This is a genomic window from Shewanella sp. ULN5 (assembly GCF_030731885.1).
Lineage (GTDB): Bacteria > Pseudomonadota > Gammaproteobacteria > Enterobacterales > Shewanellaceae > Shewanella > Shewanella holmiensis.
Genome location: NZ_JAPJEE010000011.1, coordinates 60573 through 80587, shown reverse-complemented (window position 1 = coordinate 80587; position 20015 = coordinate 60573). Strand labels below are relative to the sequence as shown.

Below are 20015 nucleotides of genomic sequence, written 5' to 3'. Positions count from 1 at the left end.
GTCGGCTTTTTCTTCAAGAATAATACTTAAGCATTACCCTTTACTTTCATGTTTAACGCTTTAGCAAAATCCAACATGCGCGTTAGTGGAATAAGTGCTTTAATCCGTAATGCATCGTCTACAAAAATTTCATGGTTGCTTTTATCTGTGTCAGATAATGATGCTTCAATGGCTTGTAAACCGTTCATCGCCATCCAAGGGCAATGAGCACAACTTTTACACGTTGCGCCATTCCCACCTGTTGGAGCTTCTATTAAAGTTTTACCTGGTGCTGCCTGTTGCATTTTGTAGAAAATACCACGATCGGTGGCAACGATGAAAGTTTGGTTATCCATCGTTTGCGCCGCTTTAATCAATTGACTGGTTGAGCCAACAGCATCTGCCATCTCAACGACGCTTGCTGGTGATTCGGGATGCACTAAAATCGCCGCATCAGGGTGTAACTTTTTCAACTCAAGTAATGCTTTAGATTTAAATTCATCATGCACAATACAATCGCCCTGCCACATCAGCATTTCTGCTCCGGTTTGCTTAGCGATGTACGAACCTAAGTGACGGTCAGGACCCCAAATAATTTTTTTACCCTCTGAATCCAGATGCTCAACAATTTCAAGGGCAATACTTGAGGTAACAACCCAATCAGCACGAGCCTTAACCGCAGCAGAGGTATTGGCATATACCACAACGGTGTGATCTGGGTGCGCATCACAGAATTCACTGAATTGATCAATAGGGCAACCTAAATCGAGTGAGCAAGTTGCTTCTAGGGTTGGCATCAATATGGTTTTCTCAGGGCTGAGAATTTTTGCCGTTTCTCCCATAAACTTTACCCCTGCCACAATTAACGTTTTAGCAGGATGATCACGACCAAATCGGGCCATTTCTAATGAATCAGAAACGCAGCCACCGGTTTCTTCAGCTAAAGCTTGAATTTCAGGATCGGTATAATAATGCGCTACCAATACCGCATTGTGCTCAATCAATAATTGTTTAATACGGGCCTTATAATCCTGCTTTTGTACATCAGACAAAACAGCCGGTTTAGGCGGAAAAGGATAATCAATCGTTTTAATTTGGGGTGCCGACAAGCTCATAACGGTTCCAATGGTGTGCATCTTTGGGCGAATTATACGAAAACTCACTCAAAAACAAAAGGACGCATTCAGCGTCCTTTATAAATTAAACATATTTACTGTGTTAACAAGCTTATCGCATTGCCATCATCATTTCTTGTGGTTGTTCTAAATAGTATTTCCACAGATTACAAAAACGGGCAATGGTGCCGCCATCAATCACTCGATGGTCACCAGACCAACTCACTTGCATGATCTTACGTGCTTCAACCTCACCTTTTTGGTTGAATCGCGGCAAGGTTTGTAATTTACCTAATGCGACAATAGCCACTTCAGGTTTATTAATAATTGGCGTTGCGACAGTGCCACCTAATGCACCGATATTTGAAATTGAAATTGTGCCTTCTTTCAAATCTGCTGGAGATACCCGACCACTTCTGGCATCTGCAGTCAATCGAGTGATTTCAGCAGCAACCTCTAAAATCGATTTTAAATGCACATCTTTCACATTAGGGACTAATAAGCCCACTTTTGAATCTACGGCCATGCCTATATTATGGCGTGACTTGTAAGTGATTTCAGTACAGTCAGCATTCACTTGGCTATTAAGTATTGGAAACTCGTTCAATGCCAGCGACATTGCCTTCATAAAGAAAGGCATCATAGTAAGTTTAACTTCATCAGTTGAATAACGCTGTTTCATGCTTTCACGTAAAGCAACCAGTTCTGTTAAATCAAACTCTTCACAATAGGTAAAATGAGGAATTGTCGAAACTGACTCCACCATCATTCTTGCCATAACCGCTTTAACACCTTTTATGGGTTCAACGCGATCCGCACCTTTTGCAACAGGCGATGCAATACTTGTTGAAGCAACAGCACAGCTTACAGCAGGTGTTGTTACAGCTACGTTGACCGCTGCGCCTTTTTGGTGACGTTCTACATCTTCTTTGTATACGCGGCCATGTTTACCAGAACCTTGCACCTCAGCAATGTTGATGTCTAATGTTCTAGCTAAACGGCGAACAGCAGGGCTGGCTATCGCTTTACCTTGAACGACAGGCTCAGTAGAAACGGCTGAGCTAGCGGCTTGATTAACAACTTGCTGTGTAGATAGAGTTACAGGATCAGCTACAATCACATCACTTTCGACTTCAATTGCAAACAATGGCGAATGAACTTTAGCAAGCTGGCCTTTGCGATAATAGTGCTTCACAATTTTACCGGCCTTCATAGCAGGTATTTGTACTAACGCTTTATCTGTCATCACATCGGCAATCGGTTGATCTTCAACAACCATTTCACCTTCGGCCACGAGCCAATCCACAAGCTCACATTCAACAATGCCTTCACCGATATCCGGTAAAAGAAAATCTTCAACCAGCGTACCTGAAACAACCGCTGCCGGTGTCACTTGTTCAGCAGCCACCGCATTCACGGCGGTATCACTGGTATCTGAAGCGCTATCATCAGCCACTTTAACCGCGTACAAAGGCGCATGAACGATTGCGATTTCGCCTTTGGCGTAATAAAGCTTAGTGATCACACCGGCATAAGGCGCCGGAATTTGCACTAGTGCTTTGTCTGTCATCACATCGGCAATAGGCTGATCTTCGACGACTGTGTCGCCTTCAGCAACTAACCAGTCTACCAACTCGCATTCAACAACGCCTTCGCCGATATCGGGTAAAATAAAATCTTTAATCATGACCACTCCTAAAATGCCATTGTTGCTTTGATGGCTTCAAATGTTTTCAGCTCATCTGGCATATATTCTTTTTCATGAATGAGTGGGTATGGTGTATCTAAACCACAAACTCGATTGATGGGTGATTCTAGATGCAAGAAACACTCTTGTTGAATCGTGGCTGCAATCTCCCCCGCAAAGCCACCAGTTAGCGGCGCTTCATGGTTGATAACCAGACGACCCGTTTTCTTAACTGACTTTGCAACAGTATCAATATCCCAAGGAGATAAAGTACGTAAGTCAATTATTTCACAGGAGATACCTTCTTTCTCAGCCATCACACAGGCTTTTTCAACAATTTCCATCTGTGCGCCCCAAGCAAGCACGGTAATATCAGTCCCTTGCTTGACAACATCTGCTTTACCTAACTCAATTTGATAATCGCCTTCTGGCACTTCGCCCACTGATGCACGATATAATCGCTTCGGTTCAAAGAAAATAACTGGATTAGGGTCACGGATTGCTGCCAGTAATAACCCTTTGGCTTGTTCAGGATTACGCGGCACAACCACTTTTAAACCCGGTGTTTGGGTAAAATAAGCTTCTGGAGATTGCGAATGATAATGACCACCAGCAATACCACCGCCATAAGGGGTGCGGAACGTTAATCCGCCAACATTAAATTCATTACCACTACGGTAACGGAATTTAGCGGTTTCATTGACGATTTGATCAAACGCAGGGAAGATATAATCCGCAAATTGAATTTCAGCAACGGGCGTCATGCCATGTGATGCTAAACCATTGGCAAATCCGGCAATACCTTGTTCAGTAAGCGGCGTATTAAAACAGCGGTCGCGACCAAACTGCTCTTGTAAGCCTGAAGTTGCACGGAAAACACCGCCAAAATGGCCAACATCTTCCCCGAAAACTACCATGCGCTCATCCGCTTTCATGGCAATTGATAACGCCTCATTGATGGCGTGTAACATATTCATTTGAGCCACGGCTTATAATCTCCCTGCACTTTTCGGATAGGCTTTAGGATATTTGTTGATGTGTTCTTTTAAGTCTTTCAGCTGTTTTTTAAGTACGGCTGTTGGCTTGTCTAACACATCTTCAATAATTTCATCCAATCGAGGTACAGGTAACTTTTCAGCTACTTTAACCGCGGCAAGTACTTCTTCACGATACTGTTCATGGGTTTTAACGTCATCAGCTTCGTTTAACCAACCTTTGTTGATTAACCATAATTTGAAGCGTTTAACCGGATCATGTTGCTGCCATTTAGCTTCTTCATCTTTAGAGCGGTAACCTGAAGGATCATCAGACGATGAATGGGCTCCTAAACGGTAGGTCATGGCTTCAATCAACACTGGAGCATTGTTTTCCAATGCGTATGCTCTGGCTTGTTGAGTTGCGGCTAAAACAGCCAGCATATCATTGCCGTCAACACGAATGGTGTGCATACCATAACCGACTCCACGACTGGCAATGCCATTACCCGCATATTGCTCTTCAGTAGGCGTTGAAATGGCATAGCCGTTATTACGACAAAAGAAAATCACGGGCGCTTTAAGTACTGCGGCCATGTTCAAACCGGCATGAAAATCGCCTTCAGAGGCTGCGCCTTCACCAAAATAACAAATGGTCACATTGCGCTCACCCTTGAGCTTTTGCCCATAAGCAACACCAGTAGCTTGTGGAATTTGCGTCGCAAGAGGAGATGAAATGGTATGGTAATTTAGTGCTTTGCTACCGTAATGGATCGGCATTTGACGACCTTTACCAAGATCTTTTTCATTACTGAACATCTGGTTCATAAACTGTTCAGTGGTGAAGCCTCGGTAACGTAAAGCCGCATGCTCACGGTATTGCGCTAAAATCACATCACCTTTATCTAACGCGGCAGTACTACCAATAATGGCGGCTTCTTCACCGGTACAGGTCATATAAAAGCTAATACGGCCCTGACGCTGTGCCCCTAACATCCGCTCATCTAATACTCGAGTAAATACGCAAGTGTCATAAATTTTTGCGGCTAGGTCTTGGTCAATAACCGGTAACACAGCATTTTCATATGTTGTGCCGTCTGCCTGTAAAACCCGCAGAATAGGAATGTGCAATGACGCCTTGTCAAGAAAGCTGACACGATGCACTGTTTCGTTGCTCAGTGTTGCGTTGCTCATAATGTGCTCTTGTTCTTGTGAAGTGCTACCTCAAGGGTAGCAGTCTAATTATAATTCGCCGACAAACATTACGTTAACGTAAACTTCCATACAATAGTTTACTGGACCGCGTTATCAAATCTTAATCGACAAGCTTGTATATTTTGCTTTACGCCTTGCTAAACCACCTACTGTACATCTTCATCAGGTGCAGGTACTAAACACAACACAGTGCGCTGACCTATCGGTACCTTAGCATTAGGGAACACAATCGCTTCTAGCTGATGCTCTACCTTAATCTCTTGACCCGCTTCAGTGGCTAATGGTTCACCTTGCTTGAATTGACTGAAATTAGGTGCGTCATTGGCAAAACTAAATGCAAAGTCTTCGGCAGTTTTATTTATAGAACGTGACACTTTATATAAATTCAATTGCGAAGATTGATAAGGTGCAACGGCCAGGACCTCTTCAGTGATCAGGTTTGTGAGCATACGTTTTGTGTCTTCAAAACGGCTCATATCATTTTCACCAAATGGCATGACTTTGCCTAACTCAACCGTGAAGGCATCGGCTTTGAATTGCTCTGATGAATAATAGCTGAATGTGGTAGTCGGTTCATGATGAAATAAAATGGTATCTACGCCACATGCGGCTAAAAACATCATTTGTTCGCCACTATAACTTCTGCCTGGACGATAAGGATAAATTGCAAACTTTTCATGTTTAGACGATCGGATTGCGGTATGTAAATCATAATGAATCCGCTGAGCACCTGCCTGGCCTTGATTGAAAAAATCTGCCACATACAGTTCTAACGCTTTTGCTCTTACTCGTTCAGCATTGACTAAACCTTGTCCATTAGAGTGAGCACCACTGAATAAACGGTTCATGTTTTCTTCAATAAAACGGGTTTTATTTAATATGGCTGGCGGATTACCTATCAGAAACAATACGCGGTGTTGGGTAATCAGGGTTTCGCTGAGTAACGATTTGATTAATTGGTTACAAATTTCGATTGGCGCGGTTTCATTGCCGTGGATCGCACATGAAAGCACAATATCTTTAGGCGCTTTGGCTGCTGTTTTTAATGGCGTGAAAACAATCACTCCAGTATCAAGTATGTCAACTTGAGTATGATTTCCTAAATGAAAGTGATATTGCTGTGGCAGAGAAAGCGGGCTTTCTAAAGTAAAAGCTAAAAAATCTCGGGTTTCCATAAGCGGTGAAGTCAATTTACGCTCCTTGCTGTTGTTATTATTTGGGGTATTTGCTTGTTTTTCCTTAGGTGAATTCTATCACATACGCAAACAAATTAAATTGATCCCCTAAAAAGTCCTTTTGGTAAGATTCAACGCTTGCATATATTGTCAAACTTAATCACAATTACGGCCATCTAGACTTCTATAATGTAAAAGGTGTGTCATGGCGTTAGCAACATTTGGTGCAGGTTGTTTCTGGGGTGTCGAATATTTCTTCCGTGAAATAAATGGCGTGAATAACGCAACATGTGGCTATATGGGCGGAAAAGATAGCGCAACCACTTACAAAGAAGTGAAGTCAGGTACTACTGGCCATGCCGAAGTTGTCCAAGTAGAGTTTGATGAAAACGTTGTCAGCTATGATGATCTTTTGGATGTTTTTTGGAAAAATCACAATCCAACACAGCTAAACATGCAAGGTGGCGATATTGGCACTCAATATCGGAGTACTATTTTCTTCCATGACAAGCAACAAAAAGCTCAGGCTGAAGCATCCAAGCTCGCGTTTGCCAGAAGCGGTCGATGGGGAACACGTCATATTGTCACTGAAATAGTGCCTTTACAAACCTTCCACATCGCTGAAGACTATCATCAGAACTATCTTGAGAAAAATAATCTGCCTTCTTGTCACCTTACTTATTAAATCTGTGGTGGTGTCAGAAATATTTTTCGACTGACACCATTTATTGACACACTAGATTAGCCCAATCGGTTATCAATCTTGCTTGTGCCCTTTACCCGCTTTGGTAAATTCCCTACAATCTTAGCCAATTGCATCATGCATCTAATCGGAGAATTAAAATGAGTGAAGCTCGTCATAGTAACCTATTAATTTTAGGTTCTGGCCCAGCTGGTTATACAGCAGCGGTATATGCTGCACGTGCCAACCTAAAACCTGTAATGATTACGGGTATGCAGCAAGGTGGTCAATTAACCACGACAACCGAAGTAGAAAACTGGCCAGGCGATGCCGAAGACTTAACCGGTCCAGCATTAATGGAACGTATGCAAAAGCATGCAGAGAAATTTGATACTGAAATTCTTTTTGATCACATTAACGAAGTGACCTTAACTGAACGTCCATTTCGTTTAAAGGGTGATAATGGCGAATACACATGTGATGCATTAATTATTGCCACAGGTGCGTCAGCTAAATATTTAGGGTTACCATCAGAAGAAGCTTTCATGGGCCGTGGCGTTTCAGCTTGTGCAACTTGTGACGGTTTTTTCTATCGCAATCAAAAAGTGGCCGTTATTGGTGGCGGTAACACTGCTGTTGAAGAAGCGCTTTACCTAAGCAATATCGCTTCTGAAGTACACCTTATTCACCGTCGTGACTCTTTCCGCTCTGAGAAAATCTTAATCGACCGCCTAATGGATAAAGTTGCCAATGGCAATATTATTCTGCATTTAGACCAAACGCTTGAAGAGGTGGTGGGTAACCAAATGGGCGTGACTGGACTGAAAAAGAAAAGCACCAAAGATGGCTCTATTACTGATTTAGAGGTTGCTGGCGTATTCGTTGCTATTGGTCATAGCCCAAATACAGGTATTTTTGAAGGCCAACTAGAAATGAACCACGGTTACTTAAAAGTAAATAGCGGTTTACAAGGCAATGCGACTCAAACCAGTATTGAAGGTATTTATGCTTGTGGCGATGTAATGGATCAACATTACCGTCAAGCGATTACCTCAGCCGGTACAGGTTGTATGGCTGCGCTGGATGCTGAACGTTATCTTGATGCAAAAAAGTAATTTGAATTACTTTTGTTAATTAAAATGCCAATCAATTGATTGGCATTTTTTTAAAATAACAATCAACACACTCAACACAGAACCCTATTAATTAGCCTGAAAATGTCACTTCAGGCAAAAAAAAAGATATATTAAACAAACCCAATAGCAATATTTGTCTGCTTAAAATCAAACTTTAAGCTGGTAAAACACTACTTGTTGGTTCTCTGGTAAGTCTGGATGTGGTGCTTTTTTCACAAAAGACATTCCCAATTTAGCCATAATGTTAATTGAAGCTACATTTTCTTCATCTGCAATGGCACTTAACGCACTCACTTCAGGATGACTTGCGACAAAATCTGCGATCGCTTTAGCAGCCTCAGTGCCAATACCCTGCCCCCACGCAATCTGCTTAAAACGCCAACCTAATTCAATATCATCAAAATGAGGGGTACTGGTAAAAAAATACATAGGTCTGACTAAGATCCAGCCAAGGTATTGTCCCGCTAATGTTTCTGGGATCTCTTTATCCGCTTTAGCATACACCTTCCATAAGCCATATCCCTTAAGCGGATCATGATAACGTTTTAGACGGGGCATGAAATATTGCTCAATTTGCTCCATGGTGCTTTTATGGCCGCCATTGATGAAACGCATCACAGCTTCATCCTGATCAAGCTCGAACAGTAAAGCTTGTTCATCAAGCGTCATTTGTGTCAGCTGTAGCCGAGTTGTTTCTATGATGCGAGGCTCTGCCATAGCTGCTAATCCTAGTGTTGATGATCTTCTACTTCGTAAGCACAGTATAAATGTAAATACTTTGCATACCTTTGACACACAAGTTTACACATTGAAATAACACCAAAACAACATTTAGATTAATATAAGCTTAAATTACGCCATGGTTGGATGACATCTCATGGCAAAAATAATTGCTAACACAAAGATAAATAAGAGGAAGTGTCGTGGCGACGAGAAAACAAATCATATTACCCATAGTCGTTTTAGGACTAGGCGTTGGTGCATTAGTCGGTATATCGGCATTAAAAAAGCCTCCTGAAGAAAAGCCTGCATTAGATAGCACTCCATTAGTCTCAGTTGAAGTCATTGAATACCAACCGATGACATTCAGTGTATCCTCTTATGGTGTAGTGCAGCCCAAATATAATACCGACCTGGTGTCACAAGTGAATGGTGAAATTACTTATTTATCAGATACCTTTGTTAAAGGTGGTTTTGTGAAGGCTGGTGAAATACTGGCTAAAATTGATGCTAGTGATTACGAGTCAGACCTTCTTGATGCCCAAGCCAGTATTGCTTCTGCCCAAGCATCATTAGTGCAAGAGCGCGCAAATGCTAAAGTGGCAGAAAAAGAATGGGCTGAAATCAGTAACGGTACCCCTACCGCTTTAAGTTTACGTAAGCCACAGTTAGCCCAAGAAATCGCTCGCCTCAAAAGTGCTGAAGCAGGACTTCACCGCGCTGAAAGAAACCTTGAAAGAACCATTATCCGCGCGCCCTACGATTCATTAGTCTCTAGCCGAGAAGTTGGTTTAGGTTCATACGTTAGCAAAGGATCACCTATTGGTGGACTATTAAGTACTGATGTCGCCGAAGTTCGTCTGCCTTTAGCCGATAAAGAAATTCAATATTTAGACTCCAAAGGCTTAAATGCAACTGTTGCCTTAGTGGGTAGCTTTGCCGGGAACAAGCAAGCATGGCAAGGCAAGATTGTTCGCAGTGAAGGTGTGGTTGATAGTAAAAGCCGGATGACCTATTTAGTGGCAGAAGTGATTGACCCATATGGTTTGAAATCAGATCAGCGCGAGCTACGCTTTGGTACTTATGTAACGGCAAACATTAACGGAGCCAACGCTGGCGAAGTTGCCATTGTTCCACGACACCTCATTGTTAATGGCCAAGTGGCCATCATGGATAATGAACAAAAATTACGTTACAAAGACGTCACTATGTTACGCCAAGAAGGCTCAAAAGTTGTGATATCTGAAGGACTTGAAGACGGTATGCAACTTATCACATCCGCACTCGACTATCCTGTCGAAGGTATGAAACTTGCTCTTCCTGCGGATAAGTTACTTCAAAAAGAACCGCAAACCGACAGCGAATCGCAGACAGAACTCGCTATGGGTGATGAGGAGTAAACATGGAAGATACAAATAAGGGATTGATTGCCTGGTTTGCACGTAACTCAGTTGCTGCTAACTTATTAATGATCATCATTTTACTGGGTGGGCTATTAACCGCAAACTCCATTAGAAAACAGTTTTTCCCCGCGGTAGAAATAAACTGGATTGAATTTAGTGCAGTGTATTCAGGTACTGCGCCGCAAGAAGTAGAAGAAGGTATTACGGTTAAAATTGAGCAAGCACTTGAGCGTGTTCAAGGGTTAAAGCGAATTATCACTTACTCTAACCGCAATATGGCTAATGGTTATTTTCAAATTGAAGACGAATATGACCCACAAGTCGTTTTAGAAGAAGTTAAATCAGAAATTGATTCTATTTCAACCTTTCCTGCTGGAATGGAACCACCGAAAGTTGAGCGCATTAAAATTCGTCAAGAAGTCATGTATCTAAGTTTATATGGTGACTTATCACAACGTCAGTTAAAAGACTTAGGTGAGCGTATTCATGATGAAATGATGCAACTTCCAGGGGTTAATATTACCGAATATTACGGCGGTTTAGCTTATGAAATCAGCGTTGAAGTCAGTAAAGATCGCTTACGTGAATTTGGTTTAACCTTTAATGATGTGGCTGAAGCGGTTCGCGGGTATTCCCGCAACATGTCAGCAGGCCAGATAAAAGCAGAAAACGGCTATATCAACCTCAGGGTAGAAAACCAAGCTTATGTCGGTTATGAATTTGAAGATTTACCTTTATTAACCCTTGAGGATGGCACCACAATTCTTGTTGGCGATATTGCCACCGTCACTGATGGCTTTGAAGACGGTATCCAATATTCAAAATTTAATGGTAAAAACTCAGTCACATTCTTTATTGGTGCGGCACGCAACCAAAGTATTACTGATGTGGCTAAAACAATCCGCGATTATGTAGATAAAAAACAAAAAGTATTGCCTCAAGGTGTTCAACTTGAACCTTGGGTTGATATGACCTATTACCTTGAAGGCCGTTTAGATTTAATGCTTGATAGCATGAAATCTGGTGCAGTCTTAGTATTTTTAATGCTTGCGCTGTTTCTTCGGGTGCGCTTAGCTTTCTGGGTAATGATGGGCTTACCAGTGTGTTTTCTTGGTACCCTGCTGTTCATGCCGTTATCGTTCATCGATGTCACCATTAATGTGATCAGTTTATTCGCTTTCATTCTGGTATTGGGTATCGTTGTTGATGATGCCATTGTGATGGGCGAAAGCGCGCATACTGAAAGCCAAGAGCATGGACAAAGCGTAGAAAGCGTTATTAGGGGTGTACAAAAAGTAGCGATGCCAGCAACATTTGGCGTATTAACCACCATTGCGGCTTTCCTACCTATTACCTTAGACGATGGCCCGTCAAGCGCATTTGGTCAAGCCATTGGTTTTGTCGTTATTTTGTGTTTAGTTTTCTCACTTATCGAATCTAAATTGATCCTGCCGGCCCATTTAGCCCACATGAAACGCCCTAAGGTCGTTCAGCCTGGCTCTAAAAATCCGCTCGATTGGTTACGTAATGGGGTTAATTTTGTTCAAGCACGTGTTGATAAAGGCTTGAGTTGGTTTATAGAAAATATATACCGCCCTAGCTTACAACTAGCCGTTAAATACCGCTATACCGTGATAATGCTATTTATAAGCTTCATTTTAATCTGTGCAGGGCTATATGCTGGTGGACTGGTACGATTTATTGGCCAACCAAAAATCCCCCATGATTTTCCACGTGTTAAAATTGAAATGAACGTCGATGCATCAGAAAAGTCAACTCTTGAAGCGGCATTAGCTATCGAAGCGACCTTATATAGCGTTGACAAAGAACTGGTTGAAAAATATGGCCAAGGTATGATCGCTGAAATGCAAGTCGACCTGCGAGGCCGCACCAGCGCAGAAGTAATGACCAAATTAGTTGACCCAGAGCTACGCCCGATGAACACCTTCGAGGTTGCTGAGTTATGGCGTCAAAAGATGCCACAAATTCCTGGGGTTAAATCTTTCACTATTCAAGACAGTTTATTTGGTGGTGGCCTTGAAGACGGTGACATTAGTTTCCGTTTGGAAGGTAAAGATGAAACGCAATTAGTGGCAGCGTCATTAGCTTTGAAAGAGAAGCTAAACTCACTCAAAGGTGTCAGCGATGTTAATGATAGTCGCCAATCCAGTGCTAAGGAAGTGCAGTTCCAACTTAAACCGCTAGCACACAGTTTAGGACTGACTTTAGCTAACATTGCAGGGCAAGTGGGTAATAGTTTTTATGGATTAGAAGCACAGCGTATTATCCGGAACGGCGAAGAAATCAAAGTGATGTTACGCTACCCTGAAGAGCAGCGTAACTCGATTGCCTTAGTGCAAGATGTGTTGATAAAAACAAGCCTGGGTGCTGAACTGCCTTTATCTGAAGTAGCTGAAATATCAGTCGTTCAGGGGGTAAACAGTATTCGCCGCGAAAATGGCAATCGTACCATCAATGTTTGGGCATCCGTTGATGCAGATCAAGCAGAGCCATTTAAGCTTGCTAAAGATATCCGCGACAATTTTATGCCAGAATTGTTGGCTAAATACCCTAGGGTGCGTAGTGAAGTATCTGGCAGTATTCAGGAGCAGTTAGACAGTGCTGACACGCAAATGCGAGATTTTATTATCTCGCTACTTGTGATATACAGCCTGCTGGCGATTCCGTTGAAATCATACCTTCAACCAATAATGATCATGTCGGTGATCCCTTTCGGTGTCATTGGCTCAGTTCTTGGTCATATCTTGTTAGGTATTGATTTAAGCGCATTATCAATGTTCGGTATCATTGCCGCAGCAGGTGTGGTGGTAAACGATAGTCTGGTGATGGTGGATTATGTCAATAAATCACGCTTACAAGGTGTGGCGATAAAAGAAGCTGTGTTAAATGCTGGTTGCCGTCGTTTTCGAGCGATTATGTTGACATCGTTAACGACCTTTATCGGACTTGTACCCATTATGGCCGAAACCAGCATGCAGGCTCAAATGGTTATTCCTATGGCGGTTTCGCTTGCTTTTGGTGTGTTGTTTGCAACCGTAGTCACGTTATGCCTTATCCCCTGTTTGTACATTGCCATTGAGGATAGCAAAACCATGATGCGTAAAATGATTGCGATATACATTCCAGAAAAAACGCATCCTGCAACCTGATATATGGGTTAATCAACGCAAAACTTTCAATACAAATGCCAGCAAATGCTGGCATTTCTTATGTTTGAATCTACATAACCTGAGGTCTGGTTATATAACGTTCACTTTATAGTGCATTAAAGTAAGCTTTAATCGCTTTTAATCGCACCGTTGCCCCTCCAATAATGTCCATAAAACCTAACGCTGGATGAGGTTTTTCTGCCGATATCCACGCAGAACCCGTGGCGCCAATCGGTACGTTATAGCCTTCAGGTTCGATAAACTCAATCACCACAGTACGACCATGAGATCCCATATTATTGCCCACATGTTGCCTAACATGCTGAGTACCACTCATCGGGTTAATCATAGCTTCACCTGTCCCTGATGTAATGCTGTGAACTCTTCCTCTGAAAATTTCACCTGGATAAGCATCGACATAAAACTCAGCAAATTGTCCTTGTTTGATATAACGATATGCTTGATCAGCGATACGCATTTCTAAGAACTTTTTGCTGGTGTCATACAAATGCATATTACCTAGACGCGTACCCTCTGTGACATTCGTAATGGATAACTGTCCATCATATTGGGCGCGAATTTCACGACGCTTGTCTTGCCATTTAGCAGAGTCAATTTGAGCATCATAGGACTGCATTTGTGCGTCATGGGATTGCATTTGTGCATCAAGTGCCAACAACTCAGCTTGCATAGCCGATATTTGCGCTGTGTTAGCATCAATATGCGACATAAGATTATCTTTATCTTGCTGACTTGAAAAATCATTCAACTTAGTCAAACGCGCTAAATTTCGCTTGTCGTTATCAACACTAAAGACTAAAGCATTTATCTTTTCATTACCGGCATTGCGTTGAGCAATAACCGCATTTTTTTGGCCGATTACTGCATCTTTCTGAGCTTGAAGTGCTTTAATTTGCTCGGTGCTGTCCACTGACACTAAGGTGTAAATGAGATCGCCCTTTTTGACCATCTGATTGTGTGTAACATAAATATTTTCAACTTCTTGGCCAATTAATGGGCTTAACACCGCATGGGGAGCTTTTACGGTAGAGCTATCGGTTAAATCCGCAGGTGACCAGAATCTATGTCCCGTGAATAATGCAAATGCGATAAACATTCCGACACCAATTGAGCGCACCGCATTTTTTAAATTCCATTCAATCACGCCTAGCTTGACTAATAACCAGATAACTAATACATAAGGCAGCATAATTTCTTTCATGACTGATTACCTTTTATTCCATCATTGATGATTTTTGAAATACGGTTTGATACCAGATCCCAGCGAGCAAACGCGATAATGATGGCCAAAACCCACCAGGTTTTATCGATGAACAAACCGCATAACGACAAGGCAAAAACAATTTGTGTATGTGCGCTAGACATAGCTTCTGCTTTATGGACAGCAACCTCATGTAATTGCCAAAACAGGTATAAAACGTAAACCACTATGGCAAGGGTAATGACAAAAATAATACCCATAAAGAACTCAGAATCGAGAAGTGCAAGAATAGAGGGATATCCTCCTGAAAAATAAGACTCTGGGATCTCTTTTCCATGAACAGCCGCTAATAATGAAAATCCTTTGCTGATCAAAATTACTCCGCCCAAGGTGATTAATCCCTTTATGAATTTCATAAAGAGTTGGCCCTTGGTCGGTTTTACAACCGTGACTTGCTGCATAATATTCTCCACTATGCCTATTGATTACCAGTGGAATACTAAATGAAAATTGAAGTACAAATGGAATATGGGTTATTCCTGTTATAAGATGTGTCTTTAGATTAAGTGAATCATGCGTATTGAGTATCAACACGCTACGAGTGATTGAATAGCATCATAATTTTAATAACCTCTAGACTCACTTTTTACTACAGCTATAATGAGTTTCTAGCCTAAATAACTAAAATGGATGTGTATGGATCTCAATGCATTAAATGTATTTGTGACTTTATTTAAAACGGGTTCAACATTGCGAGCGGCTGCAAAGCTTAATCGTTCACAATCTTTTGTATCTAAAATACTGGCACAATTAAGAGAAGACTTAGGCGATCCATTATTTATCCGCACAGCCAATGGCTTACAACCTACTTCCTATGCCATCCAAATTGCCCCCAAATTACAAAATGCCATAGAACAAATTTCGGTAGCATTAGAGCCGGAATCTTTTAGTCCAGCTAAATTAGAATTTATCTCTATCCATATCTCTGAGCCCTTATTAGTTATGATAGCCAAGCCGCTAATCAATAAAATTCGGGCGGAAACCAATGCGATAGTGGAGCTTAGACAATGGCGCAAAGAAAGTAACAACCAGCTCATAGACGGTAACGTTGATATTGGCATACAAGCCTTAAAAGAACGCCCACAAGAGCTCTATCAGAAAAAAATTGCCTGTGGCGCGGCAAAGTTGATTGGCAATCAATCTGGTGAGTACGTCAAGTTGATGATCGACGATTACAACGAAAACCTGAATTTATTTCGAACTGTGATTGATGAAAAATTAAATGCCACAATTTTAGTGGATAATTATGCGGTACTCAGTCAACTCATGGATCAACATTTTACCTATAGTTTTCAATTACCCAATAAACAGCATACTGACAATAAAATTGGAGTCGACATTGCCATGATATGTCACTCAGCAAAACGCTATAACCCCAAAACCGTTTGGCTATCAGATATTTGTGAGTCGGTAATCAAGGATGCGATTAACCAATAACGCATAGTTTAATCATTGCATTAAAAATTTTAGAGGTGAAGTCAATGAGTCAGCGTAGTATTGTTTCATTATTTAAACCCACCTCAGTAGCGGTGATCGGCGCTTCAGATAATCCAACGCGAGCTGGCCGAGCCATCATGCGAAACCTACTTTCAGGTGGTTTTTCTGGGCCAATTATGCCCGTCACCCCTAAATATACTGCGGTGATGGGCGTATTAGCTTATCCCAATATTGAAGCATTACCCGTCAAACCAGATTTAGCCATAATCTGTACCGCTGACCATCGAGTCCCCTCTATCATTGAGCGCTTAGCACAATTTGGCTGCAAAGCCGCAATCATCATGGCCAGTGGCATGGCCGATACCTTTGATGATAACGGAGTCAGTTTACTTGCCCTAACCCAACAACATGCAAAACGCTACGGCATGCGGATTTTAGGTCCGAACAGTTTAGGTATGATATTGCCGACTATCGGATTGAATGCCAGTCTGGCTCATGCCAGTGCGAAAGCAGGTAAAGTCGCATTCGTGTCACAATCAGCAGCCATTTGCACTACAGTGCTCGATTGGGCCAATAATAAAGATATTGGTTTTTCTTCATTCATATCCCTTGGCGATGCTTCAGATATCGATTTTGATGAGCTATTAGACTATCTTGGCCGAGACAGTAAAACCTCTGCCATCATGTTGTACATTGATTCCATTAACGACAAGCGCCGATTTCTGTCTGCCGCAAGGGCTGCTTCACGCAATAAGCCGATATTTGTGATCAAATCAGGCCGAAGCCATGAAGGTGCTAGAGCCGCCATGATCCACACAGGTGGAGTGCGAGGTAACGATGCCGTATTTGAAGCAGCATTTCGTCGTGCTGGTATGCTGCGGGTAAATGACCTAATTGAATTATTTGCCGCGGTAGAAAGTCTTGCCCATGCCAGCGCACTAAAAGGTGAACGTTTGGCCATTATGAGCAACGGCGGTGGACCTGCAGTATTAGCCGCCGATGAGTTAATCATCAAAGGCGGTAAATTGGCACAATTATCCCCTGACTTACTTAATGATTTAAATCAGTATTTACCCAGCACTTGGTCAAAACAAAACCCCATAGATATGGTGGGTGATGCTAATGCTAAACGCTATGCCGACACATTAAAACGTCTGATGGATGAAGATAATATCGATGCAATTTTGATTTTACATTCACCATCGATTTTGCAACAAAGCGAACAAATTGCCCAAGGTATCATCGACACTTACTCACAACATCCTCGAAAAAACAGACTCAATATTTTGACCAACTGGAGTGGTGAAGACTCAGCCTATGTGGCGCGTAAAAAATTTAATCAGGCCAGCATTCCGACATACCGGACACCAGAGGGAGCTGTGCGGGCATTTATGCACATGGTTGAATACCGCCGCAATCAAAAATTACTACAAGAAGTACCGCAATCGATACCAGATAACATCCCAACTGACAGCGCGACAGCAAGGCAATTGTTGCAAGCCTATCAAAATGAAAATCAGTTGGTGCTTGGTACATATCAGGTCAGTAATATCTTAAAAGCCTATGGCTTAAACACGATTAATACTTGGTTTGTAACCGATGTAGCCGATGCGGTATCTGTAGCGGATAACGCCGGTTACCCCGTAGCCTTAAAAGTACAATCTCCTGACTTACAATATAAATCTGATGTTCATGGTGTCATGCTTAACTTAACCAGTTCAGAAGAGGTTAACCAAGCCGCACACTCAATTATTGATAGAGTGCATCAAGTAAACCCCAATGCACGGATTGAGGGCTTAGTAATACAGAAAATGGCGTTAACAGCAGGAACCCAAGAAATTCGCGTCTCTGTGATCAACGATCCGGTGTTTGGTCCGGCAATTTGTTTAGGTGAAAGTGGCACCCAATGGGATCCCACACAAGATGCATCTGTAGCCCTTCCTCCACTGAATATGACCTTGGCACGGTATATGGTTATTCAGGCGCTTAAAACCAATAAACTTCGCGACCGTCACCTGCCCCTTGGGCTGAATATGAACGCGCTATGTGTCATGTTGACTCAAATTTCTCATCTGATTATTGATTGCCCTGAAATCGCCGAAATCGATTTTAATCCCGTACTTGCTGCAGGCGAAAATATTACCTTGCTTGATGTTGACGTGCGATTACATCCAACAGGGCACGATAGTAGTAACCGTCTTGCCATCTTACCCTACCCAAAAGAGCTAGAAGAAACCTTGATCTTAAAAAATGGCTTAGAGGTAATGTTAAGACCGATATTGCCTGAAGATGAGCCCAAACACATGGACTTTGATAACGCATTATCAGAAGAAGATAGATACAAACGCTACTTTGGCGTGCGCTCTAAAATGACCCATGAAGAAATGGCAGTATTAACCCAGATTGATTATTCTCGTGAAATGGCGTTTATTGCGACAACAAAACTTGCAGATGGGCAAGAGCTAACCTTAGGTGCGGTAAGAGCATCCACAGATCCTGATAATACTGAAGCTGAATTTGCTATGGCAGTGCGAACTGATTACCAAGGTATTGGTTTAGGTAAACGGCTACTTGAAAAACTCATTCATTATTATCGTGGTAACAACACCCCTGTGCTTACTGGGTTTACCATGTTTGAAAACCGTAACATGGCTAATTTAGCCAAGTCATTGGGCTTTGAGGTGACATTTGATATGGAAGAACACCTGATTAAAATGCACATGGCGTTTGACCGTAAGAACAATCCGACTGAGTAAACTGACAATTGCATATGATTCAAGATAACCAACAATATTATGATCAATTATTTACAGGGTTATCGCTGAGCGAAACAACGCAAGCATCAATTGAATTTGAACAGTGTGATTTTAATGGTTGTGACTTTTCAGCTACCACATTCAGTCATTGTAAGTTCATTAACTGTTGTTTTACTCAATGTAATTTAAGCTTACTCAAAAGTAATTATTCACAATTTTTAGAGGTGCGCTTTATTGATTGTAAGATGATAGGAATTGATTGGACTAAAGCACATTGGCCTAAATTTACCGTTAATCCCGAGTTATCATTCACACGTTGCATATTAAACGATAGCTCCTTTTTCGGTTTAACCTTACATGAACTGATTCTTGAAGAGTGTAAAGTACAGGAGGTCGATTTTAGAAGTGGCGACTTTGTTAACTCATCCATGACCTCGAGTGATTTTCATAACAGTCTATTTATGCGAACAAACCTACAAAAAGTTGATTTTACTGACTCAGCCAACTTTAATATAAATGTTAATGAAAACAATCTCACTAAGGCTAAATTTTCCCGCTACGAAGCGCTCAGCTTATTAGAAAGTTTAGGTATAGAGCTTGTTGATTAAATTAGGTCTTTATTGAACAGGTTTAAACAGCAACAGCTAATTTAATCTCGCAAAAATAAAGGTCGTCTTAATCACAAGCTGAATCGATACTAGGTTGTTACCCCACAGTTTTCGTCTTGCATCATACTAAAGTGCTTTCACGCAGGATTAACTGCCATATCAATAAAGCCTAACACCAAAGAAGCGTTAAGTTGTCAACTTACGCTCCTTTCTATCTTGTCACGCCCTGCTCTTCCGCTGATGCATTAAACACTATTGATAGACATTTCGCTCACTGGGTAAATCAGTTAAATATTGCAAAAATTCAACTTCATAGCCGTTCGGGTCAATAAAATACACGCTTTTGGCATGAGGCTCATTCCCGCCCCAAATTCTTACCTCAAAGCCCGCCGCATTTAAGCGCCCAATCAAAGCATCTAAATTATTTACCACATAAGCAAAGTGGGCAACCCCAAGTGCATTTGAGGTTAACTCTCGCACTTTGCCAGTGCCTGAATCATTAAATGACAAGTATTGATTATCATCCCCAAAATGCAGCCATTTACGCTTTACACCATACCATGTGGACTCACCGCCACCTCTTACTCGCCAATGGGGCATAGCGGCGCGGTAAAATACTAATGTTTGATCTAAATCTTTTACCACGATATTTAAATGCTCTAAGTACATATTCATT

The 20015-nt window shown here is 41.8% G+C and carries 16 protein-coding genes; 7 read left to right on the top strand and 9 right to left on the bottom strand.

Going from position 1 to position 20015, the window contains the following annotated elements; genetic code table 11:
- Positions 1-26 precede the first annotated feature (26 nt).
- From nadA to astE, 5 genes are all read right to left on the bottom strand, one after another.
- Complete coding sequence (gene nadA, locus ORI98_RS11935; protein ID WP_306135352.1) at positions 27-1094, bottom strand: quinolinate synthase NadA; 1068 nt, start codon at positions 1092-1094, stop codon at positions 27-29.
- A gap of 112 nt (positions 1095-1206) precedes the next feature.
- Complete coding sequence (locus ORI98_RS11930) at positions 1207-2781, bottom strand: dihydrolipoyllysine-residue acetyltransferase (protein ID WP_306135351.1); 1575 nt, start codon at positions 2779-2781, stop codon at positions 1207-1209.
- 8 nt (positions 2782-2789) lie between these two features.
- On the bottom strand, positions 2790-3767 hold the full coding sequence (locus ORI98_RS11925) for an alpha-ketoacid dehydrogenase subunit beta (RefSeq protein ID WP_261296692.1): 978 nt from the start codon (positions 3765-3767) through the stop codon (positions 2790-2792).
- A gap of 3 nt (positions 3768-3770) precedes the next feature.
- Positions 3771-4949, bottom strand: a complete 1179-nt coding sequence (locus ORI98_RS11920) for a thiamine pyrophosphate-dependent dehydrogenase E1 component subunit alpha (protein WP_261296693.1) — start codon at positions 4947-4949, stop codon at positions 3771-3773.
- Positions 4950-5116: 167 nt separating this feature from the next.
- On the bottom strand, positions 5117-6160 hold the full coding sequence (gene astE, locus ORI98_RS11915; protein WP_306135350.1) for a succinylglutamate desuccinylase: 1044 nt from the start codon (positions 6158-6160) through the stop codon (positions 5117-5119).
- 190 nt (positions 6161-6350) lie between these two features.
- Here astE and msrA point away from each other — a divergent pair, with 190 nt between their 5' ends.
- Complete coding sequence (msrA, locus tag ORI98_RS11910; RefSeq protein ID WP_261296695.1) at positions 6351-6830, top strand: peptide-methionine (S)-S-oxide reductase MsrA; 480 nt, start codon at positions 6351-6353, stop codon at positions 6828-6830.
- Positions 6831-6988: 158 nt separating this feature from the next.
- Positions 6989-7942: a thioredoxin-disulfide reductase gene (gene trxB, locus ORI98_RS11905; RefSeq protein ID WP_261296696.1), complete on the top strand. Its 954-nt coding sequence runs from the start codon at positions 6989-6991 to the stop codon at positions 7940-7942.
- 168 nt (positions 7943-8110) lie between these two features.
- Here trxB and ORI98_RS11900 read toward each other — a convergent pair whose 3' ends face one another.
- The gene (locus ORI98_RS11900; RefSeq protein WP_306135349.1) at positions 8111-8680 is read right to left on the bottom strand and encodes a GNAT family N-acetyltransferase; all 570 of its coding nucleotides are present in this window, start codon (positions 8678-8680) and stop codon (positions 8111-8113) included.
- A gap of 206 nt (positions 8681-8886) precedes the next feature.
- Here ORI98_RS11900 and ORI98_RS11895 point away from each other — a divergent pair, with 206 nt between their 5' ends.
- Positions 8887-10083, top strand: a complete 1197-nt coding sequence (locus ORI98_RS11895) for an efflux RND transporter periplasmic adaptor subunit (RefSeq protein ID WP_306135348.1) — start codon at positions 8887-8889, stop codon at positions 10081-10083.
- Between the two features lie 2 nt (positions 10084-10085).
- Positions 10086-13256, top strand: coding sequence for an efflux RND transporter permease subunit (locus tag ORI98_RS11890; RefSeq protein ID WP_306135347.1), 3171 nt, complete (start codon positions 10086-10088; stop codon positions 13254-13256).
- A gap of 106 nt (positions 13257-13362) precedes the next feature.
- Here ORI98_RS11890 and ORI98_RS11885 read toward each other — a convergent pair whose 3' ends face one another.
- Together ORI98_RS11885 and ORI98_RS11880 are read right to left on the bottom strand one after the other, a co-directional pair.
- Positions 13363-14478, bottom strand: a complete 1116-nt coding sequence (locus ORI98_RS11885) for an HlyD family secretion protein (RefSeq protein WP_306135346.1) — start codon at positions 14476-14478, stop codon at positions 13363-13365.
- Positions 14475-14939: a magnesium transporter gene (locus ORI98_RS11880; RefSeq protein ID WP_306135345.1), complete on the bottom strand. Its 465-nt coding sequence runs from the start codon at positions 14937-14939 to the stop codon at positions 14475-14477. The genes ORI98_RS11885 and ORI98_RS11880 overlap by 4 nt, the downstream gene beginning before the upstream one ends.
- 235 nt (positions 14940-15174) lie before the next feature.
- On the opposite strand from ORI98_RS11880, the gene ORI98_RS11875 reads away from it, so the two are divergent.
- Genes ORI98_RS11875 through ORI98_RS11865 form a run of 3 tightly spaced genes read left to right on the top strand, consistent with a single transcriptional unit; the run spans position 15175 to position 19339 of the window.
- Complete coding sequence (locus ORI98_RS11875) at positions 15175-15975, top strand: LysR family transcriptional regulator (RefSeq protein ID WP_229778177.1); 801 nt, start codon at positions 15175-15177, stop codon at positions 15973-15975.
- Between the two features lie 44 nt (positions 15976-16019).
- Positions 16020-18731: a bifunctional acetate--CoA ligase family protein/GNAT family N-acetyltransferase gene (locus tag ORI98_RS11870; RefSeq protein ID WP_306135344.1), complete on the top strand. Its 2712-nt coding sequence runs from the start codon at positions 16020-16022 to the stop codon at positions 18729-18731.
- Positions 18732-18745: 14 nt separating this feature from the next.
- Entirely contained in the window at positions 18746-19339 is a 594-nt protein-coding gene (locus ORI98_RS11865; RefSeq protein ID WP_306135343.1) for a pentapeptide repeat-containing protein, read from the top strand.
- Between the two features lie 252 nt (positions 19340-19591).
- On the opposite strand, the gene ORI98_RS11860 is transcribed toward ORI98_RS11865, so the two are convergent.
- Positions 19592-20008 (bottom strand): VOC family protein, encoded by a 417-nt coding sequence (locus ORI98_RS11860; protein WP_261296705.1) that lies wholly within the window; start codon positions 20006-20008, stop codon positions 19592-19594.
- Positions 20009-20015: the final 7 nt, after the last annotated feature.

Coding starts and splice junctions, on each gene's coding strand:
- ORI98_RS11870 (WP_306135344.1), top strand. CDS start 16,020: ATGAGTCAGCGTAGTATTGTTTCATTATTTAAACCCACCTCAGTAGCG.
- ORI98_RS11920 (WP_261296693.1), bottom strand. CDS start 4,949: ATGAGCAACGCAACACTGAGCAACGAAACAGTGCATCGTGTCAGCTTT.
- nadA (WP_306135352.1), bottom strand. CDS start 1,094: ATGAGCTTGTCGGCACCCCAAATTAAAACGATTGATTATCCTTTTCCG.
- ORI98_RS11930 (WP_306135351.1), bottom strand. CDS start 2,781: ATGATTAAAGATTTTATTTTACCCGATATCGGCGAAGGCGTTGTTGAA.
- ORI98_RS11890 (WP_306135347.1), top strand. CDS start 10,086: ATGGAAGATACAAATAAGGGATTGATTGCCTGGTTTGCACGTAACTCA.
- ORI98_RS11865 (WP_306135343.1), top strand. CDS start 18,746: ATGATTCAAGATAACCAACAATATTATGATCAATTATTTACAGGGTTA.
- msrA (WP_261296695.1), top strand. CDS start 6,351: ATGGCGTTAGCAACATTTGGTGCAGGTTGTTTCTGGGGTGTCGAATAT.
- ORI98_RS11900 (WP_306135349.1), bottom strand. CDS start 8,680: ATGGCAGAGCCTCGCATCATAGAAACAACTCGGCTACAGCTGACACAA.
- ORI98_RS11880 (WP_306135345.1), bottom strand. CDS start 14,939: ATGCAGCAAGTCACGGTTGTAAAACCGACCAAGGGCCAACTCTTTATG.
- ORI98_RS11860 (WP_261296705.1), bottom strand. CDS start 20,008: ATGTACTTAGAGCATTTAAATATCGTGGTAAAAGATTTAGATCAAACA.
- ORI98_RS11875 (WP_229778177.1), top strand. CDS start 15,175: ATGGATCTCAATGCATTAAATGTATTTGTGACTTTATTTAAAACGGGT.
- ORI98_RS11885 (WP_306135346.1), bottom strand. CDS start 14,478: ATGAAAGAAATTATGCTGCCTTATGTATTAGTTATCTGGTTATTAGTC.
- trxB (WP_261296696.1), top strand. CDS start 6,989: ATGAGTGAAGCTCGTCATAGTAACCTATTAATTTTAGGTTCTGGCCCA.